Genomic DNA, 24,751 nt, shown 5'->3' with positions numbered 1-24,751 from the left:
GAGGAGTGGTAAGAATGACCAAGCTTACGGTGGATCTGGAGGATCTGAAGCCTCTAATTAAACAAGCTCAAGATACGAAAGGTAATATAGAGCAGTTCTACAATCAAAGCAGAATTTATTTATCAATAGCACGTTCCGATTCCAATATGGTGGAAACCTACTACAGGAACTCCAAGACACAACTAGACACGATTGTGAACGTCTTACAGACGACGTATAACGCACTGATGGAGCTGCAAGCCGCAGAACCACCCCGAAGTCCAAGCACCGGAAATGGACTGCAGGAATGGATTACGAAGATGGTTGACTATAGCGATCCGACAATCTGGGGTCTATCCCGTAAGGTTGCAGTAGGAGCATGGAACTGGCTAACGACCCCATCAGTGGATCAATTGTTAGCAAAAATGAAGAATAACTCGGAGCTTGCCTATCAGGCGAGTACGCAGCAATTTGCGGAAGCCAATATATCGAGTATTCGATTGCGGGAACAATTGAAAGAACATAATAAAGAACTGTACGATGAGATGCTGGAGCTGGCTAAGGTCTATTCGCAAGGGGGTCAAAGTGCGGTAGAGGAACGATTGGCAAGGCTCAAAGAAACCAATCCGGAGCTTTATGAGAAGGTAGCGCCCTATGCGGAATATGCACGATATTTTGATGAAGCTACTGAATCACCGTTAACGACACTGAGTACGTACCAAGCGAGGATCGAGAAGCTGCAAAAGGAATGGTTTGAGGTCGATGCGGACGACACGTTGACGGCAGAGCAGAAAAAAGAAAGGCAAAATGCTCTTCATGAGACCGCGAACCAGTATCGTGATCTGATGAACAAGCAATATCCGGAGGCCTCGATGGTGTATGAACTGCTGTCGGAATCGAAGAAGACGACGACTACGGCGGAAGGGATGAAATCCATTATGAGCAGCCTTGCCAATAACCATCCTGCGTTAGCAGGAATGCTGAGTGAGCTGGGACGAGCAGATCTGGCGATGGAGATCTATAAGGGATATCAGGATCAGACGATCAAAACCAGTAATCTCGCGGCGGCAGAGGCGTACAAGCAGAAGTTGGGGGAAACGCTGAGTATGGCATTTCCTTTGGCAGCCGCTGTCCTGGGTACGGGAGCCGATTTCAAGAATTTTTATACTGGGGATTCGGCTCGTGTTGTTCAAGGGCAAGTGGATCGTGAAGTCATTAAGAAGACAGAGGGCAGTAATCAAGAAACCAATCAAATTCTTCAATCTAGGTTGGGTGGAAATCCGAGTTACACAGAAATCATTGATTATATAACAGAAGCATCCAACCGACTCGGCCTTCCGCCGCAAATTGGTCTGGCAGCAGCGTGGACAGAAAATAAAATGACTCAGTTTGAAGATGATGGCAGACCCAGTCGCGGTGATAATAAGAATTCAGCAGGAGAAATAACATCCTCAGACTGGGGCCTTATGCAACTTAATGATTATTGGTTGCGGAATGAGTATGACTTTGAAAAAATAAAATCCGACTGGAGGTATAACGTTGACGCAGGGTTAAATGAACTGACAAAAAATTATAAGGTTGCTTTGAATAAAGGTGAGACAGACGTGGCTCGTGCAGTTTATTCTGGGTATAATGCTGGCTCATCGAATATGGCCAGATATCGAAACACTACAGACGCACGAGATGAAAACTTTTTTAAATATTATAATAGTTCACCTTGGGAATCTAAGTATGAGGCTGGTTCCACAGGAATGCCACCAACTCTAGTTACAATACCAAACATTAATAGCCAATCTGGTGGGCAACTTAAAATAGAGGCGATAGACCAAAGAAAATATAACGACGATGGTTGCGCTATTGCTTCGATGGCTATGGTTCTTAATTATTATGGTGCAAATGTGACCTATACAGACGTGGAAAGGAAATTTATTACGAACCGTTCGGACTATTTGCTCAGGTTTGAGGCAGCCGCTAATTCTATTGGAGCGACTTACAGTGAAGCACGCGGTTTAACAGAACAGAAAGTTATTGAGAAAGCAAAAGAAACATATTTAGAAGGGAAGCCTCTAATTATTCAACTTTTAGGTAATAATTTATCTCATTTTGTCGTTGTAGTTGGAATAACAGGAGAAGGTGTATCTGCCGCTGACGTGGAAATTATAGACCCATGGAATGGAGTACATACCACATTGGATAAAGCTCAGTATTATGGTAGAGCAGCTGTTTCTAGTTGGAGATTGGTATCAGAGTAATTGAAAACTACACCAAATATTCCTTAAGTTAGTAATTTTAAATAAAAGCATTTATCAATTTAATCCTGAATGGAGCTCATTGAATGAGGCAGCAGCCCTATATCATTCTACTTCTCTTGCTTGTTATTATAATTAGTGGTTGTCAACAGACGTCTAATATTAGTGAAAATCCTTCATCTACCACAAGTACAATTCCAAGTGATCCAAAACTCAGTACTGTTGCTCCTCTATCTCAAGAAGATGTTCAATATGCAAATGATTCATGGTTTCTTTATAAGACAATGGCATTAAATACTTTGCCAAATACACAGATTACTGTCGTTTTGACACGTACTCAAGATTACTCATCACATGTTAAACTTGTTTTGTTTCAATATGATGGGAGTAAGCAACGTTGGTTCCCAGCATGGGAATCACCCGCGTACTCCACGCTTTATGCAGAGCCAGGTTTGTTACCTAAAGGGGATATTTTACTTGATTTTATAGCGCTGCAACCAAAGGATAGTCAGCATATGGCGTTGGTTACAGCAAATATTATGATTGGCGGGGTATCGGATCCAAGTAGTAAGGTCATCATTTTGTCTGTTGATAATACAAACAAAGTTGCGGTTAAAAAGTCTTTAAATGATGGCATTATGCGAATTGAAGAGAACGATGGCAAAATCAAGATTGTTGGTAGTAATACGCTTCTTCAAATATTTTTAGAAAAGGATGAATTAATGGAGCAAACTCTCCCCTCTTACATAAGCACGATTGCTAACAAGAAAGAAATTCATTTTCAACTGGATAAGAAGTCAGTAACAGGGGTTTCTGTATTAGAGGGTGCAACGGTTTCAATCACAGCAGGTGAAACGATTTGGCTTGTTCCACAAAACAATGAGACCCAAAAAGCGTTCTCAGACAAAGAAATACAAATATATATGGATACTTGGAGCTTAGGAAATCTAAAAAGCATTAATTCTAATAGCTTAAAGACAGACTACTACACATTCAAGGAACCAGGGAAATTTCGGTTTTTAATTATTAACAAAGCGCTAAGGGAAGATACTGCTCCGACATTAACTGTAGTTGTCAAACCTGCTAGTATTTCTGCTAATAGCAGTGTCGCTGCATGTCAAAAAGTATTAGAGGATCGTGGACAGTTTTCTGAGCAAAAAGGTACAGTCGATTACAAGTCAGGGATGCGTATATTCCCACTACTTAATTTCCTAATGACCAAAAATTCGATTCAAGCCAGTGATCCAGAACAGTCTGTTTATATGAATGATAACCCTATTTTCATAACACGTAATGATAAGTATGGCGATTCCTTATTGTTTGCCACAATTCATTCGAAGAGAACCGGGGTACTACAAGGAATCAAGGGTTTTCCAGATAATAAAGTAAACGAATACTATGAACCGATGGTACTTGGACGTAAAACCGCATATGTAAAGGAAGTGCCATCTACTAAGATCGGTCCACAAAATAAATTAATTGAGGTTAATCGGCAAACCTGGATGAAAGAGCTGGCTGAATATACCAAACCATGTGATGATGCGTTAGTTTTACCGCCAATCCAAACAAAACTACCATTTTTTAAAAATATGAATGCTATATATCCATTTTCTAAAGAAATTGATTTTGTTGCTGGAGTTGAGGCTGTAGGCTATGGGTTGTCCGATTATGGCAATTATTACCCCGATACGAATAAAATACAAATCCCTGTTCTCTTATATTGTCCTAAATGCAAAGTAGAGAACGTAGTCATGCTTCAAAACAATGCTAAGTTAGAGTTCACTCCAGATAAATACTATAGTGACTGGCAAGAATGGCTAGGCCAGGATTGGCATCTTTTTACTTCAGAGAAAATAGATTTTGATAAGAAATTGTTCCAGAAAGCTGATCTTGCTAATATTCGTTCAAGTCTGCCTCCCTTCATTAGTGACAGTCCATCGACTATTCAAGTAACAATCAATGGGGAAAAAGTCATATACGTAAATCAATAAGATAACTATACTTGTGCAGGTCTGGGTACGGTTTCCATAAAACGGCTAAAGCATTATCAGCTAAATATAAGGGTGGGAGACCATCATTAGAGCTTCCGTAACTTCTTTAATGTGCCTGAGGTTATGGAGAAATGGAGTAATTATATGTTTATTAAAAAAAGAATATTTAGCATGATCCTTACGCTAGTTGCAACTTTACTGATATATGGCTGCTCTACCAATCCAACTAAATGAGATGAGGTTTCGGCGAGTAGTCCTGCCACACCGCAGACTGTCAACACACCGCAGATACCAGTTTCACCATCAACAAGCGATTTGGTTCCACACCAAACTATTCAAGCTGAAAATGACCTTATTTATAAAAATAATCAACTGGGCATTGAGATCCATTTTCCCCAAACCTGGAAGGGCAAATATGTTATATCTGAAGATATTGCTGCCAAGAAAGTAGATGTCAAATTCATAACAGGGGACATATTATTTGGTGTTGTGTTCCTTACGGAAGATGATTGGATAGCTCAGCAGGTAGGTGGGGCAGTCCGCAAGATTGCAGAAAGAAATGGTTATGTGTTGGTACTATGGAAGCCAACAGAAGCGCCATATCAACTTCCAAAGGACAAGTTAAAAGAATTTGTCGATATTTCAAATGAATCATCCATTTCTTGGGCGTCATGGGTGCGCATCACATCAAGTTTTGATACGAAATTGTTCCAATCTCAGACGAGGGCACAAATAACCAAACTGAATGAAAAGAACGTTCTCTCCATACTAGCAAGCAGATTGGATCTATTAGAAGAGGATTTGGAATGGGTAGGGGAGCATCCGTCCAAGGCTGGGGGATGGATACAGAGTCTTAGTCACCCGAATGAAAGGTGGATAGTAAATCTACAAACAGGCGATGTCTATCTTGGTTTATCCTCAAATAATTCCCTTAGAGGTCCATATTTGTTCAACTTACTAGATAACCAATCTTCGAAGTGAACAATTCCTACAGGGATTGTACAATCGTAAATACCAATGTATGTAAGCGGAAAATACATAGCGAGATGGCAAAGGTATCAACAAAAGCTTCGGATAAAAGAAACATTTGATCCCCAATAAGGTGATTCCCCTAGTTTGCATGAGTGTTCTTCAAGGATAAGGTATTAATCATACGGATTCTGTCCAAACACTGACAAAAGATAATTACTTATAATGAACGGGTACCCAAACTATCAAATAATTCATATTTCGACAAAAACCGCGCAGAATGATGGGAAAAAATGTCGATAATGAACCAACAGACCTATTTGAAAATAATTACTTTAGAACCATAATAAAAGTGTTAATGAAATTTATGGAATTAATAAGGGGCTATTGGCTCCTTTTTATAATTTGTTGGTATTGTCATTGTGGCAATATCCTTATTTGTTTTGCTACTTGGGAGTCTTACATCGTGAGAGAGGACCATTTTCTAAGCTGTGGGTAAACAGAGCTCAGTTGAATATAGAGGAGTGGTAAGAATGACCAAGCTTACGGTGGATCTGGAGGATCTGAAGCCTCTAATTAAACAAGCTCAAGATACGAAAGGTAATATAGAGCAGCTCTACAATCAAAGCAAAATTTATTTATCAATAGCACGTTCCGATTCCAATATGGCGGAAACCTACTACAGGAACTCCAAGACACAGCTGGACACGATTGTGAACGTCTTACAGACGACGTATAACGCTTTGATGGGGCTGTAAGCCGCAGAACCACCCCGAAGTCCAAGCACCGGAAATGGACTGCAGGAATGGATTACGAAGATGGTTGACTATAGCGATCCGACAATCTGGGGTTTAGCCCGTAAGGTTGCAGTAGGAGCATGGAACTGGCTAACGACCCCCTCGGTGGATCAATTGTTAGCAAAAATGAAGAATAACTCGGAGCTTGCCTATCAGGCGAGTACGCAGCAATTTGCGGAAGCCAATTATATCGAGTATTCGATTGCGGGAACAATTGAAAGAACATAATAAAGAACTGTACGATGAGATGCTGGAACTGGCTAAGGTCTATGCGCAAGGGGGTCAAAGTGCGGTAGAGGAACGATTGGCCAGGCTCAAAGAAACCAATCCGGAGCTTTATGAGAAGGTAGCGCCCTATGCGGAATATGCACGATATTTTGATGAAGCTACTGAATCACCGTTAACGACACTAAGTACGTACCAAGCGAGGATCGAAAAGCTGCAGAAGGAATGGTTTGAGGTCGATGAGGACGACACATTGACGGCAGAGCAGAAAAAAGAAAGGCAAAATGCTCTTCATGAGACCGCGAACCAGTATCGTGATCTGATGAACAAGCAATTTCCGGAGGCCTCGATTGTGTATGAACTGCTATCGGAATCGAAGAAGACGACGACTACGGTGGACGGGATGAAATCCATTATGAGCAGCCTTGCTATAAACAACCCTGCTTTAGCAGGAATGTTGAGTGAGTTGGGACGAGCAGATCTGGCGATGGACATCTATAAGGGATATCAGGATCAGACGATCAAAACCAGTAATCTCGCGGCGGCAGAGGCGTACAAGCAGAAGTTGGGGGAAACGCTGAGTATGGCATTTCCTTTGGCAGCCGCTGTCCTGGGTAGTGGAATGAATTTCAGTAGTTTTTATACAGGGGATTCAAGTAAAGTGGCGGGAGGAGCGGCTGATAAGCCGCCTGTTAAAGTAACCAATCTCCAATCTACGCATCAGGGAATAGAGAACGCGGCCAAGTCAAGAGAAGATATTGTCGACGAAGCGACGAAGTGGTTGGGTAAAATTGATTACCAACTGGGGGGATTAAGGAAAGTAAACCTCCAGACAGATCCTATACCGGCTACGATGGATTGTTCGGCCTTTACGTGCTCCGTGTATTATACCATCACTGGAATAGACATCGGAGCAACAACGGGCGATCAGTATAATCAGCTGAAGGAGCAAAAAAAGATTAAAACAATTACGGATTACAATGATTTGAAGATAGGTGACTTGATTTTTTCATCATTCAGCGGAGACCATGACCATGTAGGTATCTATGCGGGACTAATCAATGGCGTTCCTACAGAAATTCATGAGGGTTCCGAGTCATCTAACTCATTAGGTACCGTTAAGCTTTCCCCTCTAGCTAGTATGAACGTTAAATACTATGGTCGTATTATTGAGGATGATACGGGTAATGGAGGTATAGCCAGAGACAATGAGGCTTATGTTGGTGTTGATAGTAAACTCGGAGAATTGTCTGCAAAATATGAATCAAATGGAAATCCGGGCTCGATATCAGGTGGAGGTGGCGATATTGGGGGATCTTCTTATGGTGCATATCAGTTTGCTAGTGCTTTTGGAGTTCCATATGACTTTACACTGTGGTTAAAAGGGGAAAATGATGATTATTATAACAGGCTTTTAAATGCTTACAACAGCGATGGAAATAAATTTAAACTGAATTTCAACACGGAATGGCTAGCAATTGCGAATGAGAATAGTTCATTGTTTCTACAATTGCAACATGACTATACCAAATATGCTTATTATGACGTAGTGGTCAATCAAATACGGAGTGATACTGGCGTAGACTTTAATAAAAAAAGTGAAGCATTAAAAAATGTGATATGGTCAAGAGCTGTTCAACACGGAATTGGAGGTGCACCTAATGTAATTGAGAATGCGTTAAGTACTTTGGATATGGATTCTGCATCTGATGAGCAAATAATCAGAGCAATATATGCGGAAAGTGGTAAAGTTGTTGATACTGGAAAAAGAGCAATGACAGAAGCAAATTGTGTCCTAAATCAACAAGCGAGAGATAGAGCATTAAATTATTCGAAACAGAATGATATCTACGGAAAATATCTAAGGTACTTTAGTGGGAATTCAACAGAAATTCAAGTAGGTGTCTGGCAAAGGTTAAACATTGATGAATTAAACGATGCACTGAAAATGTTACACAGTTAATAGGTAATCTAATTTATTTAAAGATGCTAAATAGTTCCGCGCATCCTTAATATGTTCTTTTTATAAAATGGGGGATTCAATGAAGAGGCTATTTGTATTTGTAGCTTTAACGCTTATATTAATATCATGTACCCATCAAAGGGTAAACGATCAATTAACTAATAATGATAAACCAAATTCCACAATGGCAAGTAAATCATCAAAGGAAGTCGATCTATCAAAAATTCCTGAAGATGTTGACAAACTGGGTGGGGCAAAAGCAGATGATTTCTTTATTGGGGAACTTATTGCAAATTATGAGAGATTACTCATTCATGCCATAAATAACAATGAATTTTCAGCAATTGAAAATCTTTTAATCCTTAACAGCCCCTTATATCATTCCCAAAAGAAACTAGTAGAAGATTTATATCATAGAAAAGTACAAGAAAAATTAATTAACTTCACTATTAAAGATATTGAGAGAACAGATACAGAGGATGTTTACAAGGCATATGTAAAAGAGAGCATCGCAATTAAATATCCAGAAAAGCAAGATTTTGAGACGAAAGAATTTAGTTGGATATACACGATATTGAAAAGCGGTGAGAAAGCAGGGCTAAGTAATATAGAAAAATGGATTAAATAGGATCTGCAGGAAGAGAAGCATTCTTATTTTGGTGAATGAGAAGTGATTGGGCAAGCGGCAAGTCGCCGAATATATGCTGCTACGGAAGAATGAATACAAAGTATAGAGGTAAAAAAATTATGCTTGCCAACAAATGCTCAATATGAAGAAAGTACTTTAAACAACTCGACCTATAAAATCAAAGCATTATCAGACATACGATAGCGGGGACAATTAAAAGACAGCGAGCCCATATCGTGGGCTGTTGAACAAGAAATTACCGAAGCAGGACGAAGGAATGTAAGGGCTACACATTATAGTGGGAGGTTACTAAAAATGAATAAAATTAAATTACAGTCATTGATTATTGCATCGGCATTGGTATTGTTAAGCTCTGGAATTTCTTATGGTGCTTCAGAAAAAAATGAAATCAAGTTCATGGATATGAAAGACCACTGGGCTAATGTTCCTGTAAAAGACGGAGTTGCGAAAGGTTATGTTGATGGATATGAGGATGGCACTTTCAAGCCAGATAAGGAAGTAACAAGAGCTGAGTTTATTAAGTTGGTTTCTGCAGCGTTGGGGCAAAAAGTCGATCCTGAGCAAGGTTCGTTGTGGTACTTGGCTTATGTTAGGGCAATGAAGGAGGAAGGCATTCTGTCGCAGCATTTCTATGAGGACGATATGGGTTATCCTATGATCCGAGCTGAAATGGCCATGGTTGCATCTAAGGCTGTTGATAAAGAGTCTGACGGTACATTGGAGTTTGCTGTGAAAACGGGTCTTTTAAATGGCGTTGGTGGTGGAGAACTTGATGAGATGGGGGTTACTACCAGGGCACAAGCTATTACTGTTATTGAACGTATATTGGCAAAGCGGGCTGGCAAAGCTTTAGTTGCTGACGAAGCTTCTTTGGATATGCTAGATATCAAATCCATCGGCACCAATATCGAACGTCACTGGAACATCAAACCGATTGCTTTGCCGGTTACTGGCAAGTGGGGGAATGGGGTGGCTATAAAGCTAAACAAGGTTGTTTACTTGGATTATGCTAAAGCTCATGACCAACCGTATGGTTACTTGTTTGATGTCGTTCGTAAGTATGACGATATAGATCTAACTACATATGATGTTCTTGCTTTCGAAATTGAAATGTCCGTTGACGGAACTGATTCAGGTGTATATGCCTATAGGGACTTGTTTAAGCCAAACACGGCAGTGCAACATCTGAATGTTGATTTTAACGCCTCTATTAACCCAACCGGAAAAGTTGCTGGATTTGATGCAGGTAAACAGGCAACTTACAAAGGTTGGGTAGGTTATGGTGTCAAAAAATCAATTAAACAAGCACAGTTCGCAGATAAAGGTAAGTCCCGACCATTGGAAATGAGAATAGGTAATGACATCATTATGATTGCCGAATGATAATCATAAACTATTCTCAACTAGGGGTGAGACATGAGAAAACGTAAGCTTTACGGATTAACTGGACTGGTTATCTTAGCTTCTCAATTAATATTACCATTCGTTCCGGAAGGTTCTGACGTGGTAAAGGCTGCTGATCCTCCAACACGTATTTATATTAATTTTGAAACTTCCAGTCCAAGTTACAGTGCCATAGAATTACCTTCATCTGCTTCCACTAGCTCAACTAAGAGCATAAATTTTGATGTTACTGGGTATGGGTCAGGGAATCCTGTTTCTGCGACATTAAACATAAATGGGTTATCCAAACCAGCTTCAATAGTGTCAGGAAAGTTGGTAGCTGCTGCTTTTGACGGAGCTAAAACTGACGTTTATGGTAGAGCAGAAACCGATCCTGGTCATAGAATGTATAGGCTGCCAACAGGGAAAGGTTGGGAACACAAGGCTCTAACAACAGCTACTGCTGTTAGATTTTATCCAGACTCAACCGATTTTGTAGAGGGAGTGTCACAGTATCCAGGGTTAATTCCAACTGGAGGGGAACGCGTAGATGACGGCAAATCTTTTGCTTATCGTGATGATAAGGGCGGTACTGACCTGCGGTATAAGTACAACAATCCGGTAGGTGAGAAGGTAATGGATTACAGTAAAGAGGGATGGGCTGTAACTTACTCAACCAGTTCACCTAAGCCGTCATATTACTGGAAGTCAGATTTGGATGTTGTCAATGAAACAGGGGAGTACTACGGATCAGATAGGGTAGTGTCAGACAGCACTAAAATTTACGGAACCGAAGCTGATGGCGAAAAATCACCAGATGCCCTGGGATTTTATTGGGACTCGGATAGTACTGGGGTTAATACTGTTAGGGTGATGCGACTACTCAGCGGATCATTACAAGTCGACCGACATTACCAGATCCTTGTCGACTCCGAAGGCACTAACTACGGGCAAGATCGAAACTATTTCATGTCTGTGAAGACCAAATGGACAGCCTATACCTATCTGTACAAAGGTTATGCCGACATCACCTATGAAACCCCTCTTAAACCCGATCTTGCTGTCGTTGACCTTAAGGTCGATGTGGATTGTATCGAAGCAGGAACGACGCAAGCCATTAAATATTCCTTTAAAAACAATGGGGTCAGCACCTCAGCTTCATTTGAAATCCAGCTCAAGCTGGATGGAGTGGTGAAAGAAACCAAGACCGTAGAGGGAGCGAATACCGGAATCCTGCTCGGAGGCAGCTACAACTATACCTTCGCAGACACGGGACCCAAGGACTTTACGTTCAACGTGAACTCCAACAATGCCATTGATGAAGGGGGATTAACCTCCAACAATACAGTAAGTAAAACCTTTCAGGCTCAAGCTTCGTGTAAGGTCAAAAGTGACCTCGAAGGAAAGCTGACAGTCGATCAAGCCTTTATTCCATGGAAATCGAATAATATGTTTGAGATTGTGATCGATAATAATGATACCGCGACCTGCCAGGCATCCAAACTCAAATTTATATTAACCGATTCCGCAGGCACCGTGTACGAAACAGCCTATTACGATCCGATAGATGTTCGCGGCAAGCCTGGCACTTTCGAGATATTTGCTTGGCAGGGCACCAAGTATCCCGGAAACATTACTGCCGGTCCCGTTTCTGTACAGGGTGTTGTGAGGGATTCCTGCGATGGCTTTTTGCAGTTAGGACCCAAGCCTTTTATAATAGGAGACCCTCCGCCCAACCAACCCCCTGAATTGCAGATTGGTTGGTTTAATAGCAGTATGTCGGCTCAGATCAGTGAAGCTATTGTTGGGGATACAGTCGGCGTTAAGGTCATTTCCGTACACGACCCTGATGGAGATCCAGTAACGACGACCTGGAAATTCTCCGGATACACAGGCAGCTCAGCCTGGGTAGGAGCTTTACCTGCTGCACGCGGACTAGCTTCACCTTATACAAGCAGCAGCTATGGGGGATTTAGCGCGACGACCAAAGGCTCGCATAAGATATGTGCCACGGCTACGGACAATCGCGGTGGTTCGACAACGGCTTGTGAGTATCTGGATGTCATCGGTCCGGAACCTATACCTGTCATCTATGGATCGACCGTAGTTCGTGAAGGTCGAGTTCTGGATCCACCATTGGATGCGGATAGCAGCTATTCACCGGTACCGGGAAGAACGATTAATCACGCCAAGGATGAATGGGTGAATAAACAATCGGTCTACTACACACCCGGAAACGTGGTCGTCACCCTAAAGGTATTTGATAATACCGATTTGAAATCCGATGAAACGGCTAAGCATACGATCATCGTCAATCCCGATCTGCCGCCGGTAATCGATTTTGACTATCGTTCATCCATGACCCGATCTGAGGCTAATTTCAGGAATCGATCCTATAGCCCCGATGGAGATACGATTGTTGGATATAGTGTCACCTGGGGGTATGATGCTGGAAATAACGGATCCTGTAACCCTTATGAGAACTTCATATCAAACAGTTCAAGTTATTTTACCTTTACCCCTCCTAGAGTTGGTAACTATTGCTTTAACGTATATGCCATAGAGGATTATGGAAAATCAGCTAGCAAGGTGTTTACTATGAATGTAATAAACGACAACCCAGATGCCGAGTTTACAGCTACAGGGATCGCTACTGAGCCTGCACCTATAAATGTAGCCGGCTATTCTCCATCAGTTCTTAAGACTTGGGCTAACACCAGCTTGGACAGTGCAAGTGTAGCCAATGGTTGGGGAGCTAATTCTGAAGGAAGTTTGGTTTCTCCCAGAAGAAAAATAACAGATACTACCGCATCTTTTCCAAGTTTAAATGACGCAGTATTATTAAGCAAAATTCAACAAGGGAACATGCCGAGTTGTGGTGATCGTGGATTTCCCGCTGGCCCTTGTGTGGCCTGGAATACTGTTGATAGTTTGCGTTACTCGTATATAGGTAACAATAAATTTATAGGGGATGGGGGAAAAGATGCAGGTAATGTTGGGTATAGCCACTATTTCTACTTAATGGGTACCGATATGGTTGGTAAACAGTTCCCTTTATTTCCTGATTTCCAGGTGCCTTTTGGTGGTGGCTTCTCCTACTACAGTAATATGTCTTGGGCGAAGAACGAATTTACTGATGAATTTATGGTATATAGTATAATTCCCACGTCTAATAGTTATAGCGGGGGAAGCGGAGGGGACTACTATTCTACTAATACCGAGAGGTATCAGGTATATAGGCTAAGTGATCTTAGGAATGGAAATATTACGTATTTGCGTGGAGGAACCTTTTTGGAACAGTTCCATGAACGATTGTCCTCTGCGGATATCCAAAGAACGGGAACTAAGTCTAATTGGTCTGACGGCAGTTATGTGAAATCCGGAGATTACCTGCCTTTTGACAAAGATTTCAAAAAAATTAATTTAACTGCAAGAACAGTGTCTTCTTACAGAAATAAGGAGGCCACTCCTTATAAAGTAGAAAGTTACACAAATATGCCTTCTGTGGCCAGGTATTCAAGGCTGATGTATTGTAACTCCACAAAATTCCCTGATTTCTGTAGCTCAGACGGAAATGACAGTTATTTATCCGCAGTGCCCAACAATAATGGGGATTATTTCCTCTTTGGTCTGGATAAGAAGATGTACAAATTTGATAGAGAAACAGGAATGCCATCATTACTTTGGGACTCATCAGGGTTTCCATCAGAAGATAAATACTCAAAAACTGTTACACCGGACGGAAACTATATATCATTATATTTTCCTGGGTATCACTATTATGTTGATGGAGATGACGGCAGTGGGTATTGGGTAGATGAGCCTTCAGATCAAAAGTATGTCATCTTAGCTTCTGGAGTTATTACTACTTGGATTCCCCCAAGCGCATTTGATACATTTGCTACCTTAGGGCCAAAAAACACTTGGGACGCTAACTCTTTTACGGTTGGTCAAAGTGGTTGGGGTACTATGACTTCACCAACTATTGGTTTAGGAGATGTTAATGCAGGCCACATGACAGGAACTGGTACATTACCTGGAATCATATACAATGAGGACACTATTGTTGATTCCAGTACTGGCAGCATATACTCTTATACTCCAGAGACTGCGCAAACTCCAATAACTAATGAGTACTACACGTATGGGCAGCTAATTAACCCTTATTCTCAGCAAGTGGTAAATGGTACGGTTTCCTGGAATATGAGAACATCAAAGCTGAATTATCTTAATATGTCTGCAGGTGTTGGATTCAGAATTCAGGATCATAAAAATATGTACAGGCTGGAGTCTTACAGGGATTCTCTTCGATTGGTTCGTATTGTTAACGGAAGGAAAACAATTCTTTCATCCGTAAACAGATCGTCCATTAATAGTAGCTGGGTGTCGTATAAAATCAGGCTTACTGGGACTCGCATAAAAGTCTATGAAGGCAATGGTCTAGCTATAGATGTAACGGACGGTACTTTCTCATCAGGAACTATGGGACCTTACTCCACTACTGATAATGCGGAGTTCAAAGGACTTAATTTTCAGTGGTCAGATGCTGATCTAAGTTATGATACCGCAGGCACTTCTATTGTGGATACCGCTGTAACCTATGAAGTCACTTACAAAGATCCTGAAAACGATCCACGGTTAGATCCGGCTACTCAATGGCATTATGAACAGATCAGTACGCAAAGAGCTATAGATCTTTATTTACCTTATTCTATTATCTCTGCTACAAAGCTATTGGACGCGAATGATGGCAAATCTGGAGACTCAGCATTGAATAACAGCACGGTTACGAATCCAGTCTTAACCTTCGATAAGGTTGGGGTTTACAAAATCGATTATCGCGTAAAGGATGATCCTCACCCTGATCACCGGCAGCTGTATGGAGATGGATTGTTTGCGGACTATGCGAAGTATTCGGATTGGTATCCACAAAGCCTGATTGTGCATCGTCGCCCTTTATCAATATACGCCGTCGCATTGAACGAATATGGCAGGGTAGACTGGAACGACTCATCCTATGACCCTGATCGATGCTATAATACTGGAAATTGTCAGGCAGAGTATGCATATAATCATGGGATTTATAATGAAAAGTACTATTACATCACGCCTTCCGGTGTGTTGGTTAATGGGCAGCTGATCCGTCCGCAGGAATCAGGAACCTATACGATTGCCAAAGCAGTGGGCGATGAATATCGAGCATGGAGCGATTGGAACGAGCAAACCATCGATGTACCTCCAGATGTGCTGCCTCCGCCCAACAATCCGCCTACGGTTGAATTAACGTTTCCGAACGGCACGTATGCGGCACCGAGTCCTGTAACCTTATTACCGACGATTACGTGGAATCAATTTGATATCGATGTACCTACAACATTCACTACTTTTGATATCGAAATAAAAGATATTTGGGGAAGTTGTATAGAATGTATGAATAACAGAATTATGAACACATCCAGTAACAGCTGGTCTTGGACGATGGATACCCCTCTACAAATAGGAGGTCAATACTCGGTTCAAGTACGTACATCGGATGGTGAAAGCAAATCGGATTGGTCGAATATCGGATGGATGATTACGAATAGGCCACCTTCAGCCGTGATGGCGGTACCTGACGGTTCCCAATGGGCACCTACGTTTTTTGATACGGTGAGGCCTAAATTTGAGTGGGATCAATCTGATCCGGATCCAGGCACGAATTATACGTATGCGGAGTTTGATATTTTGTATGAGGATGGTACGCCTGTGCTGCCCACTATACAGCATTGGCAGGGCACAACGGCCAACCATAATTCGTTTACGATAGGATCCGATTTACCTTCAAATCGTTTGCTTCAAATACGTGTGAGAGTTACGGATGGGTATGCCTGGTCTGCATGGTCTCCGTACACGTGGTTTATTATTAACAGGGCTCCGAGTGCTTCAGTAACTTTCCCTTCTGGAACGGAGTCTGACCCAACCATAGTTTTGAATAATTTCAGACCTGTAATAGGCTGGAATCAAAGCGACCCTGATACAGGCTACAGTTTTAGTTATTATCAGATTCAGGTTGCAGAATCGTCGGGGGGAGTAGTCTATGATAGCGGAATGATGCTTCAAAATACGACGAGCGGGACCAACACGCATACACCATTTATAGATTTACCAGCAGGTAAAAACCTCATGGTAAGGGTTAAAGTCTGGGATCAATATGGGGCCGACTCAGGCTGGTCACCCTACAAGTGGTTGTATATCAACCGTCCCCCAATAGCGGCATTTACCTGGAAGGTGAATCCACCAGTTGCTGTATTTGAGGGACCGGCTTGGGAAGGAGATCATATTCAGTTGATTAATCAGTCGACGGATCCTGATATCCACACGATAACATCCAACTGGTCGATTCGAAATCCGTCAGGTCAGACATCAAGTTACACAGAGGATCCCTTTCTCACTTTTGTCCAGCCGGGCAATTATGAGGTTACCTTGACAGTGACGGACATATACGGGGTGAGCAGCAGTTTAACTCGAATCATTGGAGTAAGTGAAATGGTGATTCTCGGATATGTGAACCATACTGACGATTGGAACGCAAATCGAAAGAGATATAACCAATCCAAGACAAGGACCGATGAAAGTCCGCGCGGCTATGAAGTATTTTTCCCAGGTGAGCGTTTCTTGTTAAAGGCTGCGACCTTGGGGAATGTGATTCGAACTACATCACAAATATTAGGAACCTCATTCGATACAGAAATGAACAAGGCTAGCGGAGGAACGTTCGATGGGATATGGACGGGAGAGCTGTGGGATGAAACGATGCTAAGATGGGATAACCAGAATGTTACATTCCGATTCACAGTTCACACGCCAACAGGTTATACCAAAATAGCTGATGTGCAGGTAACCATCGATGATGACGGGTATTGGAGGCAGCACCGATCCAGATAGTAACTTCAGGAATATAAAGGGTTTATGCAGAAGCAGGTGAATGAAACCAACTTTCGGGAGCAGCAGGTAATAACTGCTCTCCCGGATGCTGGCATTCAACCGGCCATCAAGAACTACAGGAACTGTCAATTAAGAAAGGATTGTATGGGATGAAAAGGATATTAGGTTTACTTACTTTAATTTCTCTCTTTTTTTCATTTCTTCCAAATGCCTTTGCTAGTGAAACAAATCAGCCTGCTATTCGAGTAAATTATCAGGGTAAAGCCTTAGCTTTTGAAGTACCTCCTGTCTTGGAAGTAGGTAGTGTTTTAGTGCCATTTCGAGGAGTTTTTGAAGAGTTTGGACTCACTGTAGGCTGGGAATCTTCAAATAAGCGTGTGACTGGAACCAATGATGCTGTGAAAATTGATATGAGCATAGGAAAGAAAACCGTCTTAGTAAATAATGAACAGAAATTACTTGAAGTCGAGCCTAAGATCATTGACGGCAATACGATGGTACCATTGCGTTTTGTATCCGAGTCCATGGGCAAGGTCGTCACGTGGGATCCGGCGACCAATAGTGTAGACATTGTAGATAAGTTCAGTGTGAAACCTACGGTTTCTAACTACGGTGGAGAAAGCTACTATCCAACTAACTTTTCTAACCAGTTAGGAAGGACAAACCCTTACATGTACGAAAGAGATGGCTATTTATTTTTGTTCTGGTCTGAAGAATTGAAGAGTGGCCCTTTTGTTGACTTTTATTGCTCCATAGCAGACTTGAACAATGGAAAATGGGTCTATCAAAATAATCATTTTAAATATGTCAAGAAGGAAACCTCAGCATTTCAATACTTTTTTTATGAAAACTCACTATACTGGCGCACACAGGATGGAGTTTTGAAATCCTCTATCGATGGAACCGGGTCTGTCACGCAAGATGTGTACGTTGCCAGAAAATTTAATCAAAGAGAAAAAGAAATCATGTCAGCCGTTCGTTATGATGATGGTAAAGTAGGTGTAATTCTAGGTGCCAAAAATAGTGTATCTCTTTATACGGAGGAAGCTACTAATGGTCTTTTGGATATTAAAGATCTCAATAACATATTATTTGAAAATTCAAATTCGAATACACAGTATATAATCAATCGCTCTTCTAAAAAAATACATATTATTTCCAATAATACAGCCAAACAATTGGACTATGAGACCGGACAGATCAATTTCGACGAAAAGGGAAAAGACAAGATTGAGAAGCTGAAGGGAACCTCATTCACACAACCGTTTTATTATAGAGATAAGCTCTATTATTTGTATCAGGAGGGGCAAGACCGTCGGGCGAAGATCGGCATGATTGACGATAGTTTGCGAAATGAAGAGATGGCCGTGATTAACTTTGTAGCTCCTTACAATTTATCGGATTACAAAGTGACCATCAACGAGAAAGAGTTTCATTTATGGAGGAACACAGAATTTAGTCGTCTTCCAGCTATCGATTTTACTAATATTGTTAGGTGAATTAGCCCAATAAAGTTCGTCCCGTCAGTTATTGGCTCTTTTTTATCATTTGTTGGTATTGTCATTGTGGCTATATCCTTATTTGTTTGTTTTTTGGAAGCCAAGAGCAGCGTGAGGATGGAAGGCGTAGATAAACAAGGCTCAGTTGAATACGGAGGGGAAACCAGAATGACGAAGCTGACAGTGGACCTGGACCATCTCAAGCCTTTACTGGATCAAGCCAAAGAAACTCAAAGGAATATAGAGCAGATGTACAAGGAAAGCCAGGGGTATCTCCGGATAGCGAATGCGCAATCAGGTTCAGGTACCATCCAGCTAGAGGCTGCATATAAACGTTCGAACGATCAATTGGGAGCTATCTTGAGTGTATTGCAGACTACGTATAATGCGATTCGTGAGCTGCAGTCGGATGAACCGTCCAGAAGCTCCAGCACGTGGAACCTATGGAGTCGCTGGTTTACGGGACCGTCAGGGTATGGAGAACCGATCATCAAATATATGAGTTCGACACGTCAGGTGGTAGAAGGTATCATGAGTTGGACTCGCGTCCCGCCGTCGGCAAACCTAATGATGGAACAAACGAAAAGCAACGCGCTGCTTGCGAGTGGGGGAAAGAGCATTCAGGAGCTCGCGGAGGCGAATGCGTCCGGGATTCGATTGAGAGGTCAATGGGAGGCCTACCATCAGGAATTGCTGGGTTGGATGCAGGAGTTAGCCAAAGCCTACAGCCAAGGTGGGCAAAGCGAGGTTGATGTGCGTACAGCACAAATGAAGGAGACGGATAAGCAAGCCTACGAGCAGATTGCCCCTTATGCAGAATATGTGAGATACTTCGATGAAGGGATAGCGTATATGCAAAGCGTGGGCGACAGTACGGTTGAATTAGTCGGACAGGCGGGTCAATTCGTTCAGCATTTCCAACAAGGTGAGCTGAAAGTGGTTGAGGATATAGCCAAAGGATACTTGAAGTTCTGGAGTGATCCGATAAATCAAAGCAAGGAAGCGGCCACGGAAACGGCGGAAGCGATGAAAGTCTTAGGGGGAATGGTGTACAACTATGCGACAACGGGTGATCCGGCCTATCTGACGCCGATCACGGATGCATTGGGAGAAGAAGTAACCAAGGAACTGGAGCGCTGGAAGGAAGGGGGTCTGGAGCAGAGGGCGGAACAAATGGGTGAATATACAGCCAAGGTAGCGATAGCGGTAGCAGGTACCAAAGGGATGGGAGCCCTTGCCAAAGCGTTAGGAACGATCGAACGGGTACCGAAGCTTAAGCCGCTGAACGTCACTGAGGCCGTAGAGGAGGTGAAGAATACCGGTAATAGCCCCTTGGTGAAGGAACTGAAGGATGCTGAGGGGACGGGTAAAGGTGATATACCTAATAAATTAATTGACAGTCTTTATGAGAGAAAGCAAAATATCAGAAATGATATTAATAGAGAAATAGAAAAAATAAGAAATTCTGACGAATACAAAAATCTCTCAAGAACACAGAGGGATAAACTTGATAGAAAACTAGATAAATTAACTACTGGAAACATTGCTGTCGCAAAAGTGGAGATTACTGGTATTAAAAAGGAATTTCAAGCGCATAGTCAAATTCATTCCTCTGATAGTTTGGGTAATAACTTAGGGGATTTTACTCATTCAAAAGAAACAAAGTCCTTTGAAACCTATGTTGAAGATAGATTTCCTCGTCTCAATGATACGGAGGCTAAAATTCTTGAAGATATTTCTTCTCAGATAAAAGACCCTAATGTTTCTGGTAAAATAGATTTATATACAGAATTAGACGCCTGTCAAAGTTGCACAAATTTAATTATGGAATTTAGACGTAAGTTCCCCAATATTAAGCTTAATGTTTATTCTGAAAATATGAGATAAGGACTGATAATATGAGCATGATAAGCTATGAAAGAATTAAAAATTCTGTAATGTTGGACTTTGAGGAATATATTGAAGAAGAGGGTTTAAATGTGGCGCAGGTTTCAGCGAAAATTTTAGAAGAAGATTGGAGAAGAGTAAACGTTAGTTTGTTTACTAAAACATTATATTTTGTTTCTATTGCAATAGAGAGTTTGAAATATAAAGAAATTGCTGATTTTATATATTCTAAACTGGATAGTTATCTGAAAGACACTAAATTTGAAGAGCATATAGATAAAAACGACATTGAAGAACTGTTGCAAGACATTCAAATCTGTAAAAAGTTAATTGATAATAAAGATGAATATAAAATCAGGGAAACAAGCGATTCTACTAAAGCAGGAGTAGATTACATCTTAGGCTTGAAAGTTGATTAAATTTAAGTTGTATAGGTGATTGCTACAAACATAATCATGTGGGGGCGGCTAGGCTACCCAGTGTCGAATGAACCCATCATTCAACCAATAACACAGTTAACCCATGTAATACCCGTATAAAGATTTCTCCATTTTGGTTGTACGCACATAAATGCTTCAAAATGTATAACCTAAATAGCATAATGCAGTTACATTGAACAGGTTGATTATGGTCAGTTACCACTATGATTGACCTGTTTTTGTTATCTTCGTTTTCTCACGGTTTTATCAAATTAATCGCAACAATGTAAAACGTCAAAACGATAGATATGAAGTAAGAGTCATGATGAATATAATGAGTTCGCAACTTTCTATAGGGATACGTTGACCATTATAGTATCAGGACTTATCAGAATATTTTCATCACGGGAAATAGGGACTACCCAGTGCCGAATGAACCCAACATTCAATCAATAACACATCTAACCCATGTAATACCTGAATAAAGATTTCGGAGAGAACTTTCAGTTGATGAATATCTAAAGCACCTCGATACGGCTGATGCAATGTATGAATCCTTTAGAAAATCGAATGTTGATGTTCAGAGTATTGCTAAAAATACAGGAATTTCGAGGATAGAATCCAGAGAACAAAAGACGATCTGTTTTTTAAAGAGCATATTAAAGAACATGGTGTTGGACGTTTTGAAGCAGATTATGAAATTGCACAAGCATGGGACAAGCTTCAAAAAGGGAATTTTCAACAACAAGACATTGATTTATTAAATCATGAACTTTTTTAATCTAAATTTGAAGGTATATTTAAAAGATTATAGGACTGCACACGATAGACAGTTGATTCTGATCGTCCGTGGTATCCACCTGAGGAGGAGTGAATTTGGCTTCGTATGTATTACTGCTAAAAGAACATGAAGATGATGAAACCGTTGTTTACCGATTTGGTCCAAATGAAAATGTCATGGGGAAAATTGAATTGAATAAGGTAACGAAGAAATTTGCAGAGTTAGAGACTTTACCTGACCCTGATATTCCTTCCAAATTTTATTTTGACAGAGCCGCTCAAAGGCTTGTGGTTTGTTTGATTAGGGAAGGCGGCAAGTTTCCAGAAAGAACTGCATTTGAATCATAATTTATAGAAAATCTTGATTGGTCTCTTACTATTCAAGTTTTTTTTTGGTGGGGGCTATCCAGTGCCGATTGAACCCTTTACTCAACCAATAACAGACTTAACCCATGTAATACCCGTATAAGGTTTTTATTACAAATTGAATAAAGAGAAATAATGAAAATTCACACTATACGAGGAGCGAACATAATGAAGAAAATCATGATAGCCGTAGCAACGGCAGCAGCTTTGCTTGTCGTGGCCGGGAATGAAAGCCTTGCCGCTAAAGATTTTACAGACACGGTGAATCACTGGAGTCAACCGAGTATCCGTACGGCTGTGGACACGGGGTATGTGGACGGCTATCCTGATGGGACGTTTAAACCGGATGGGGCTGTGACCCGTGCGGAATTTATTAAAATGGTTGCCACTGCAATTGGGAAGAAGGTGACTCCTGAACAATCGAATCTGTGGTACCTGCCCTATGTAAAAGCGCTCCAGGATGATGGAATTTTATCGGAAACCTTTTACTCGGATGATATGGCTTACCCGATGGTACGAAGCGAGATGGCTATGGTAGCGACAAAGGCTGCGGATACGAAATCGGCTGCAGCTATGGAAGATGCCGTTAAGCTCGGATTGATCGGTGGCGTGGGTGGCGGAGAGTTGGACGAGAAGGGGAATACGACTCGTGCTCAGGCGGTCACGATCATTGAACGGATTCTGTCCAAACGAGCAGGTAAGGAGCTACCTGTGGATGAAGCGGCGCTGGATATGGCGACGATTAATAAGATAGGTACTAATATTGAAAGAGTTTGGAAGATTAAGCCTGTCGCATTACCTGTGGAAGGTCATTGGGGGAACGGTGTGACGATCAAAGTCAATAAGGTTGTTATGCTGGAATATAACAAAGGTGCGGATCAACCTTATGGGTATTTGTTTGATGGGTATAATCCTAATAGCAGAATGGACCTTACAAAATTTGTTACTATTGCATTTCAGATTGATATCGTTGTCGATGGCACAGATAATGGGGTTTATGCTTATCGAGATTTCTTTAAACCAGACACTCTTGTGGAGTATGGTAATGTAAACTTCAGAGCCAATCTTAATCCTACTGGAAATGTGGCAGGACTAGATACAGGAAAACCAGGGACCTATTCGGGTTGGACTGGTTACGCTGTGGCTAAGTCAATTAAACAAGCCCAGTTCGCGGACAGAGGCAAATCACAACCTTTAATAATGACTATTGGTAATAATAGCGTGACTATCGCAGAATAATTATTAATCACGTTAATCTCCATTGGCGAGCTTGTTTGAATTTATAAGGAAATAATCCGGTCTTACTGGAACCACATTCAGTAGTCCTCGTCCCGTCATAGGGCGTGGGCTTTTTTGCGTTTACGGTCATTAGAATTAGCATTTCAAGTATAGAAAAAGACTTCAAACGTTCTACACAATATCCGTCAGTAGCTAGACAATAATTGTTATTCGCCATATAACTGTGGCCTAAATGCCTGCACTATCCCCATTCTACCAGCGTTTACAAAGCAAAAGTGGCTTAGACAAATATTGTCCTGAGCGGATTCATATGAATTGTCAGTTTTATGCTGTAACGAGATGACCCTATAATCAAATCAGCCCAGCAGCATCGGTTAACCACAGATGAGAGGGTTGAGCCTGAGGGGCAGCATCATAAACCAAATTATGGAGGCTAACGATTCATGGACAAATCATGCTTGCAGTACGGATTGACGGAGGATGAGCGTAAGACTTTTGATGAGACAGGTTATTTGATTTTGGAGAACGTCCTTTCAGAAGAACACGTTGCCAAGTTGACGGAGATCGTCGATGGAATATATGAAGAAGGCGTAAGTAACGGTCACGATCCAACGAAAGCGTTGTTCCACCCGAACTTTATTCCGGATCATCCTGAGTTTTTGAAGCTGGTCGATTATGAAAAGGTTCTTCCTAAGGTATGGGGCATACTGGGCTGGAACATTTACTTATATCATTGCCATCTGATTGTAACGCCGCCGACAGGGCAACCCAAAAATTATGATAAGCCCTTCCCATGGCACCAAGACAGCGGCCGCGTGAACCAGGAGATCGAATCTCACCCACGCCCACGTCTTTCTTTAAAAGTAGCCTACTTTCTGTCGGATATCTCCGAGCCGGATCGCGGTAACTTCTACATTGTACCGAACAGCCACTTGACGGATGATATCGATATTCCAACAGTCGGTCAAATCCCAGGTGCGATTCCGGTATGCGTGAAGCCGGGAACGGCTGTATTCTTCGACCGCAGACTGTGGCATGCTGCTAGCACGAACTGGTCGGATATTACACGTAAAGTGTTGTTCTATGGCTACGGCTATCGCTGGATCAAAACCAAGGATGATATGACGGTACAAAGTCTATGGGATCAATGCACGCCGATCCAACGCCAGCTTCTGGGTGATTGCGTGAACGCAAACGGTTATTACACACCAACGGATGCCGATGTGCCGCTGCGCGTTTGGTTAAGAGAGCATGCTCCTGAGCAGTCCAAGGGCGCTGCAACAATTGATTCCTAGAAGTCCCTCGAACAAATAAGTGTATTGTATGGCCGGTAATTCCGGTGATTTGCAGTCACTGTGGAAGGCATGGGCTTGTAATCCTTACAGTTAATTTCGAACAAACGTGCATCCGTCTTTTTGCAGCTCCTGACGAA

Annotated in this window: 15 protein-coding genes; all 15 read left to right on the top strand. The window is 41.7% G+C overall.

Going from position 1 to position 24,751, the window contains the following annotated elements:
* Positions 1-14 precede the first annotated feature (14 nt).
* The 15 genes from NST47_RS32940 (at position 15) to NST47_RS32870 (ending at position 24,614) form a co-directional block, all read left to right on the top strand.
* Positions 15-2,231 carry a C39 family peptidase gene (locus NST47_RS32940; protein WP_341158914.1) on the top strand — a complete coding sequence of 739 codons (2,217 nt, stop codon included), beginning with the start codon at positions 15-17 and terminating at the stop codon, positions 2,229-2,231.
* Between the two features lie 83 nt (positions 2,232-2,314).
* The gene (locus tag NST47_RS32935; protein WP_341158913.1) at positions 2,315-4,219 is read left to right on the top strand and encodes a hypothetical protein; all 1,905 of its coding nucleotides are present in this window, start codon (positions 2,315-2,317) and stop codon (positions 4,217-4,219) included.
* Between the two features lie 315 nt (positions 4,220-4,534).
* Complete coding sequence (locus NST47_RS32930) at positions 4,535-5,200, top strand: hypothetical protein (RefSeq protein ID WP_341158912.1); 666 nt, start codon at positions 4,535-4,537, stop codon at positions 5,198-5,200.
* Between the two features lie 521 nt (positions 5,201-5,721).
* Positions 5,722-5,946, top strand: a complete 225-nt coding sequence (locus NST47_RS32925; protein WP_341158911.1) for a hypothetical protein — start codon at positions 5,722-5,724, stop codon at positions 5,944-5,946.
* 60 nt (positions 5,947-6,006) lie between these two features.
* Positions 6,007-6,213, top strand: a complete 207-nt coding sequence (locus NST47_RS32920; RefSeq protein WP_341158910.1) for a hypothetical protein — start codon at positions 6,007-6,009, stop codon at positions 6,211-6,213.
* Complete coding sequence (locus tag NST47_RS32915) at positions 6,200-8,173, top strand: C40 family peptidase (RefSeq protein ID WP_341158909.1); 1,974 nt, start codon at positions 6,200-6,202, stop codon at positions 8,171-8,173. The genes NST47_RS32920 and NST47_RS32915 overlap by 14 nt, the downstream gene beginning before the upstream one ends.
* Before the next feature lie 79 nt (positions 8,174-8,252).
* Positions 8,253-8,801, top strand: a complete 549-nt coding sequence (locus NST47_RS32910) for a TcaA NTF2-like domain-containing protein (protein WP_341158908.1) — start codon at positions 8,253-8,255, stop codon at positions 8,799-8,801.
* Positions 8,802-9,116: 315 nt separating this feature from the next.
* Entirely contained in the window at positions 9,117-10,205 is a 1,089-nt protein-coding gene (locus tag NST47_RS32905) for an S-layer homology domain-containing protein (RefSeq protein WP_341158907.1), read from the top strand.
* A 321-nt stretch (positions 10,206-10,526) separates the two neighbouring features.
* Positions 10,527-17,129, top strand: a complete 6,603-nt coding sequence (locus NST47_RS32900; RefSeq protein ID WP_341158906.1) for a glycoside hydrolase family 78 protein — start codon at positions 10,527-10,529, stop codon at positions 17,127-17,129.
* A 149-nt stretch (positions 17,130-17,278) separates the two neighbouring features.
* Positions 17,279-18,628 (top strand): copper amine oxidase N-terminal domain-containing protein, encoded by a 1,350-nt coding sequence (locus tag NST47_RS32895; RefSeq protein ID WP_341158905.1) that lies wholly within the window; start codon positions 17,279-17,281, stop codon positions 18,626-18,628.
* A gap of 531 nt (positions 18,629-19,159) precedes the next feature.
* Positions 19,160-20,515 carry a deaminase domain-containing protein gene (locus NST47_RS32890; protein ID WP_341158904.1) on the top strand — a complete coding sequence of 452 codons (1,356 nt, stop codon included), beginning with the start codon at positions 19,160-19,162 and terminating at the stop codon, positions 20,513-20,515.
* Positions 20,516-20,526: 11 nt separating this feature from the next.
* The gene (locus tag NST47_RS32885) at positions 20,527-20,934 is read left to right on the top strand and encodes a hypothetical protein (protein WP_341158903.1); all 408 of its coding nucleotides are present in this window, start codon (positions 20,527-20,529) and stop codon (positions 20,932-20,934) included.
* An 876-nt stretch (positions 20,935-21,810) separates the two neighbouring features.
* Complete coding sequence (locus tag NST47_RS32880) at positions 21,811-22,062, top strand: hypothetical protein (RefSeq protein WP_341158902.1); 252 nt, start codon at positions 21,811-21,813, stop codon at positions 22,060-22,062.
* Positions 22,063-22,248: 186 nt separating this feature from the next.
* Entirely contained in the window at positions 22,249-23,319 is a 1,071-nt protein-coding gene (locus NST47_RS32875; RefSeq protein ID WP_341158901.1) for an S-layer homology domain-containing protein, read from the top strand.
* Between the two features lie 443 nt (positions 23,320-23,762).
* Positions 23,763-24,614 carry a phytanoyl-CoA dioxygenase family protein gene (locus NST47_RS32870; protein WP_341158900.1) on the top strand — a complete coding sequence of 284 codons (852 nt, stop codon included), beginning with the start codon at positions 23,763-23,765 and terminating at the stop codon, positions 24,612-24,614.
* Positions 24,615-24,751 lie beyond the last annotated feature (137 nt).

Source organism: Paenibacillus sp. FSL H8-0034 (genome assembly GCF_038000305.1).
In the GTDB taxonomy this organism is placed as follows: Bacteria; Bacillota; Bacilli; order Paenibacillales; family NBRC-103111; genus Paenibacillus_S.
Note: the sequence above shows the minus strand (reverse complement) of the source record. Positions and strands in the feature narration are given on the sequence as shown.

What these genes read in the sequence shown, in the direction of transcription:
- NST47_RS32940 (WP_341158914.1), top strand. Translation starts at nt 15, where the DNA reads ATGACCAAGCTTACGGTGGATCTGGAGGATCTGAAGCCTCTAATTAAA.
- NST47_RS32885 (WP_341158903.1), top strand. Translation starts at nt 20,527, where the DNA reads ATGAGCATGATAAGCTATGAAAGAATTAAAAATTCTGTAATGTTGGAC.
- NST47_RS32910 (WP_341158908.1), top strand. Translation starts at nt 8,253, where the DNA reads ATGAAGAGGCTATTTGTATTTGTAGCTTTAACGCTTATATTAATATCA.
- NST47_RS32890 (WP_341158904.1), top strand. Translation starts at nt 19,160, where the DNA reads ATGAGTTGGACTCGCGTCCCGCCGTCGGCAAACCTAATGATGGAACAA.
- NST47_RS32925 (WP_341158911.1), top strand. Translation starts at nt 5,722, where the DNA reads ATGACCAAGCTTACGGTGGATCTGGAGGATCTGAAGCCTCTAATTAAA.
- NST47_RS32895 (WP_341158905.1), top strand. Translation starts at nt 17,279, where the DNA reads ATGAAAAGGATATTAGGTTTACTTACTTTAATTTCTCTCTTTTTTTCA.
- NST47_RS32905 (WP_341158907.1), top strand. Translation starts at nt 9,117, where the DNA reads ATGAATAAAATTAAATTACAGTCATTGATTATTGCATCGGCATTGGTA.
- NST47_RS32870 (WP_341158900.1), top strand. Translation starts at nt 23,763, where the DNA reads ATGGACAAATCATGCTTGCAGTACGGATTGACGGAGGATGAGCGTAAG.
- NST47_RS32935 (WP_341158913.1), top strand. Translation starts at nt 2,315, where the DNA reads ATGAGGCAGCAGCCCTATATCATTCTACTTCTCTTGCTTGTTATTATA.
- NST47_RS32875 (WP_341158901.1), top strand. Translation starts at nt 22,249, where the DNA reads ATGAAGAAAATCATGATAGCCGTAGCAACGGCAGCAGCTTTGCTTGTC.
- NST47_RS32920 (WP_341158910.1), top strand. Translation starts at nt 6,007, where the DNA reads ATGGTTGACTATAGCGATCCGACAATCTGGGGTTTAGCCCGTAAGGTT.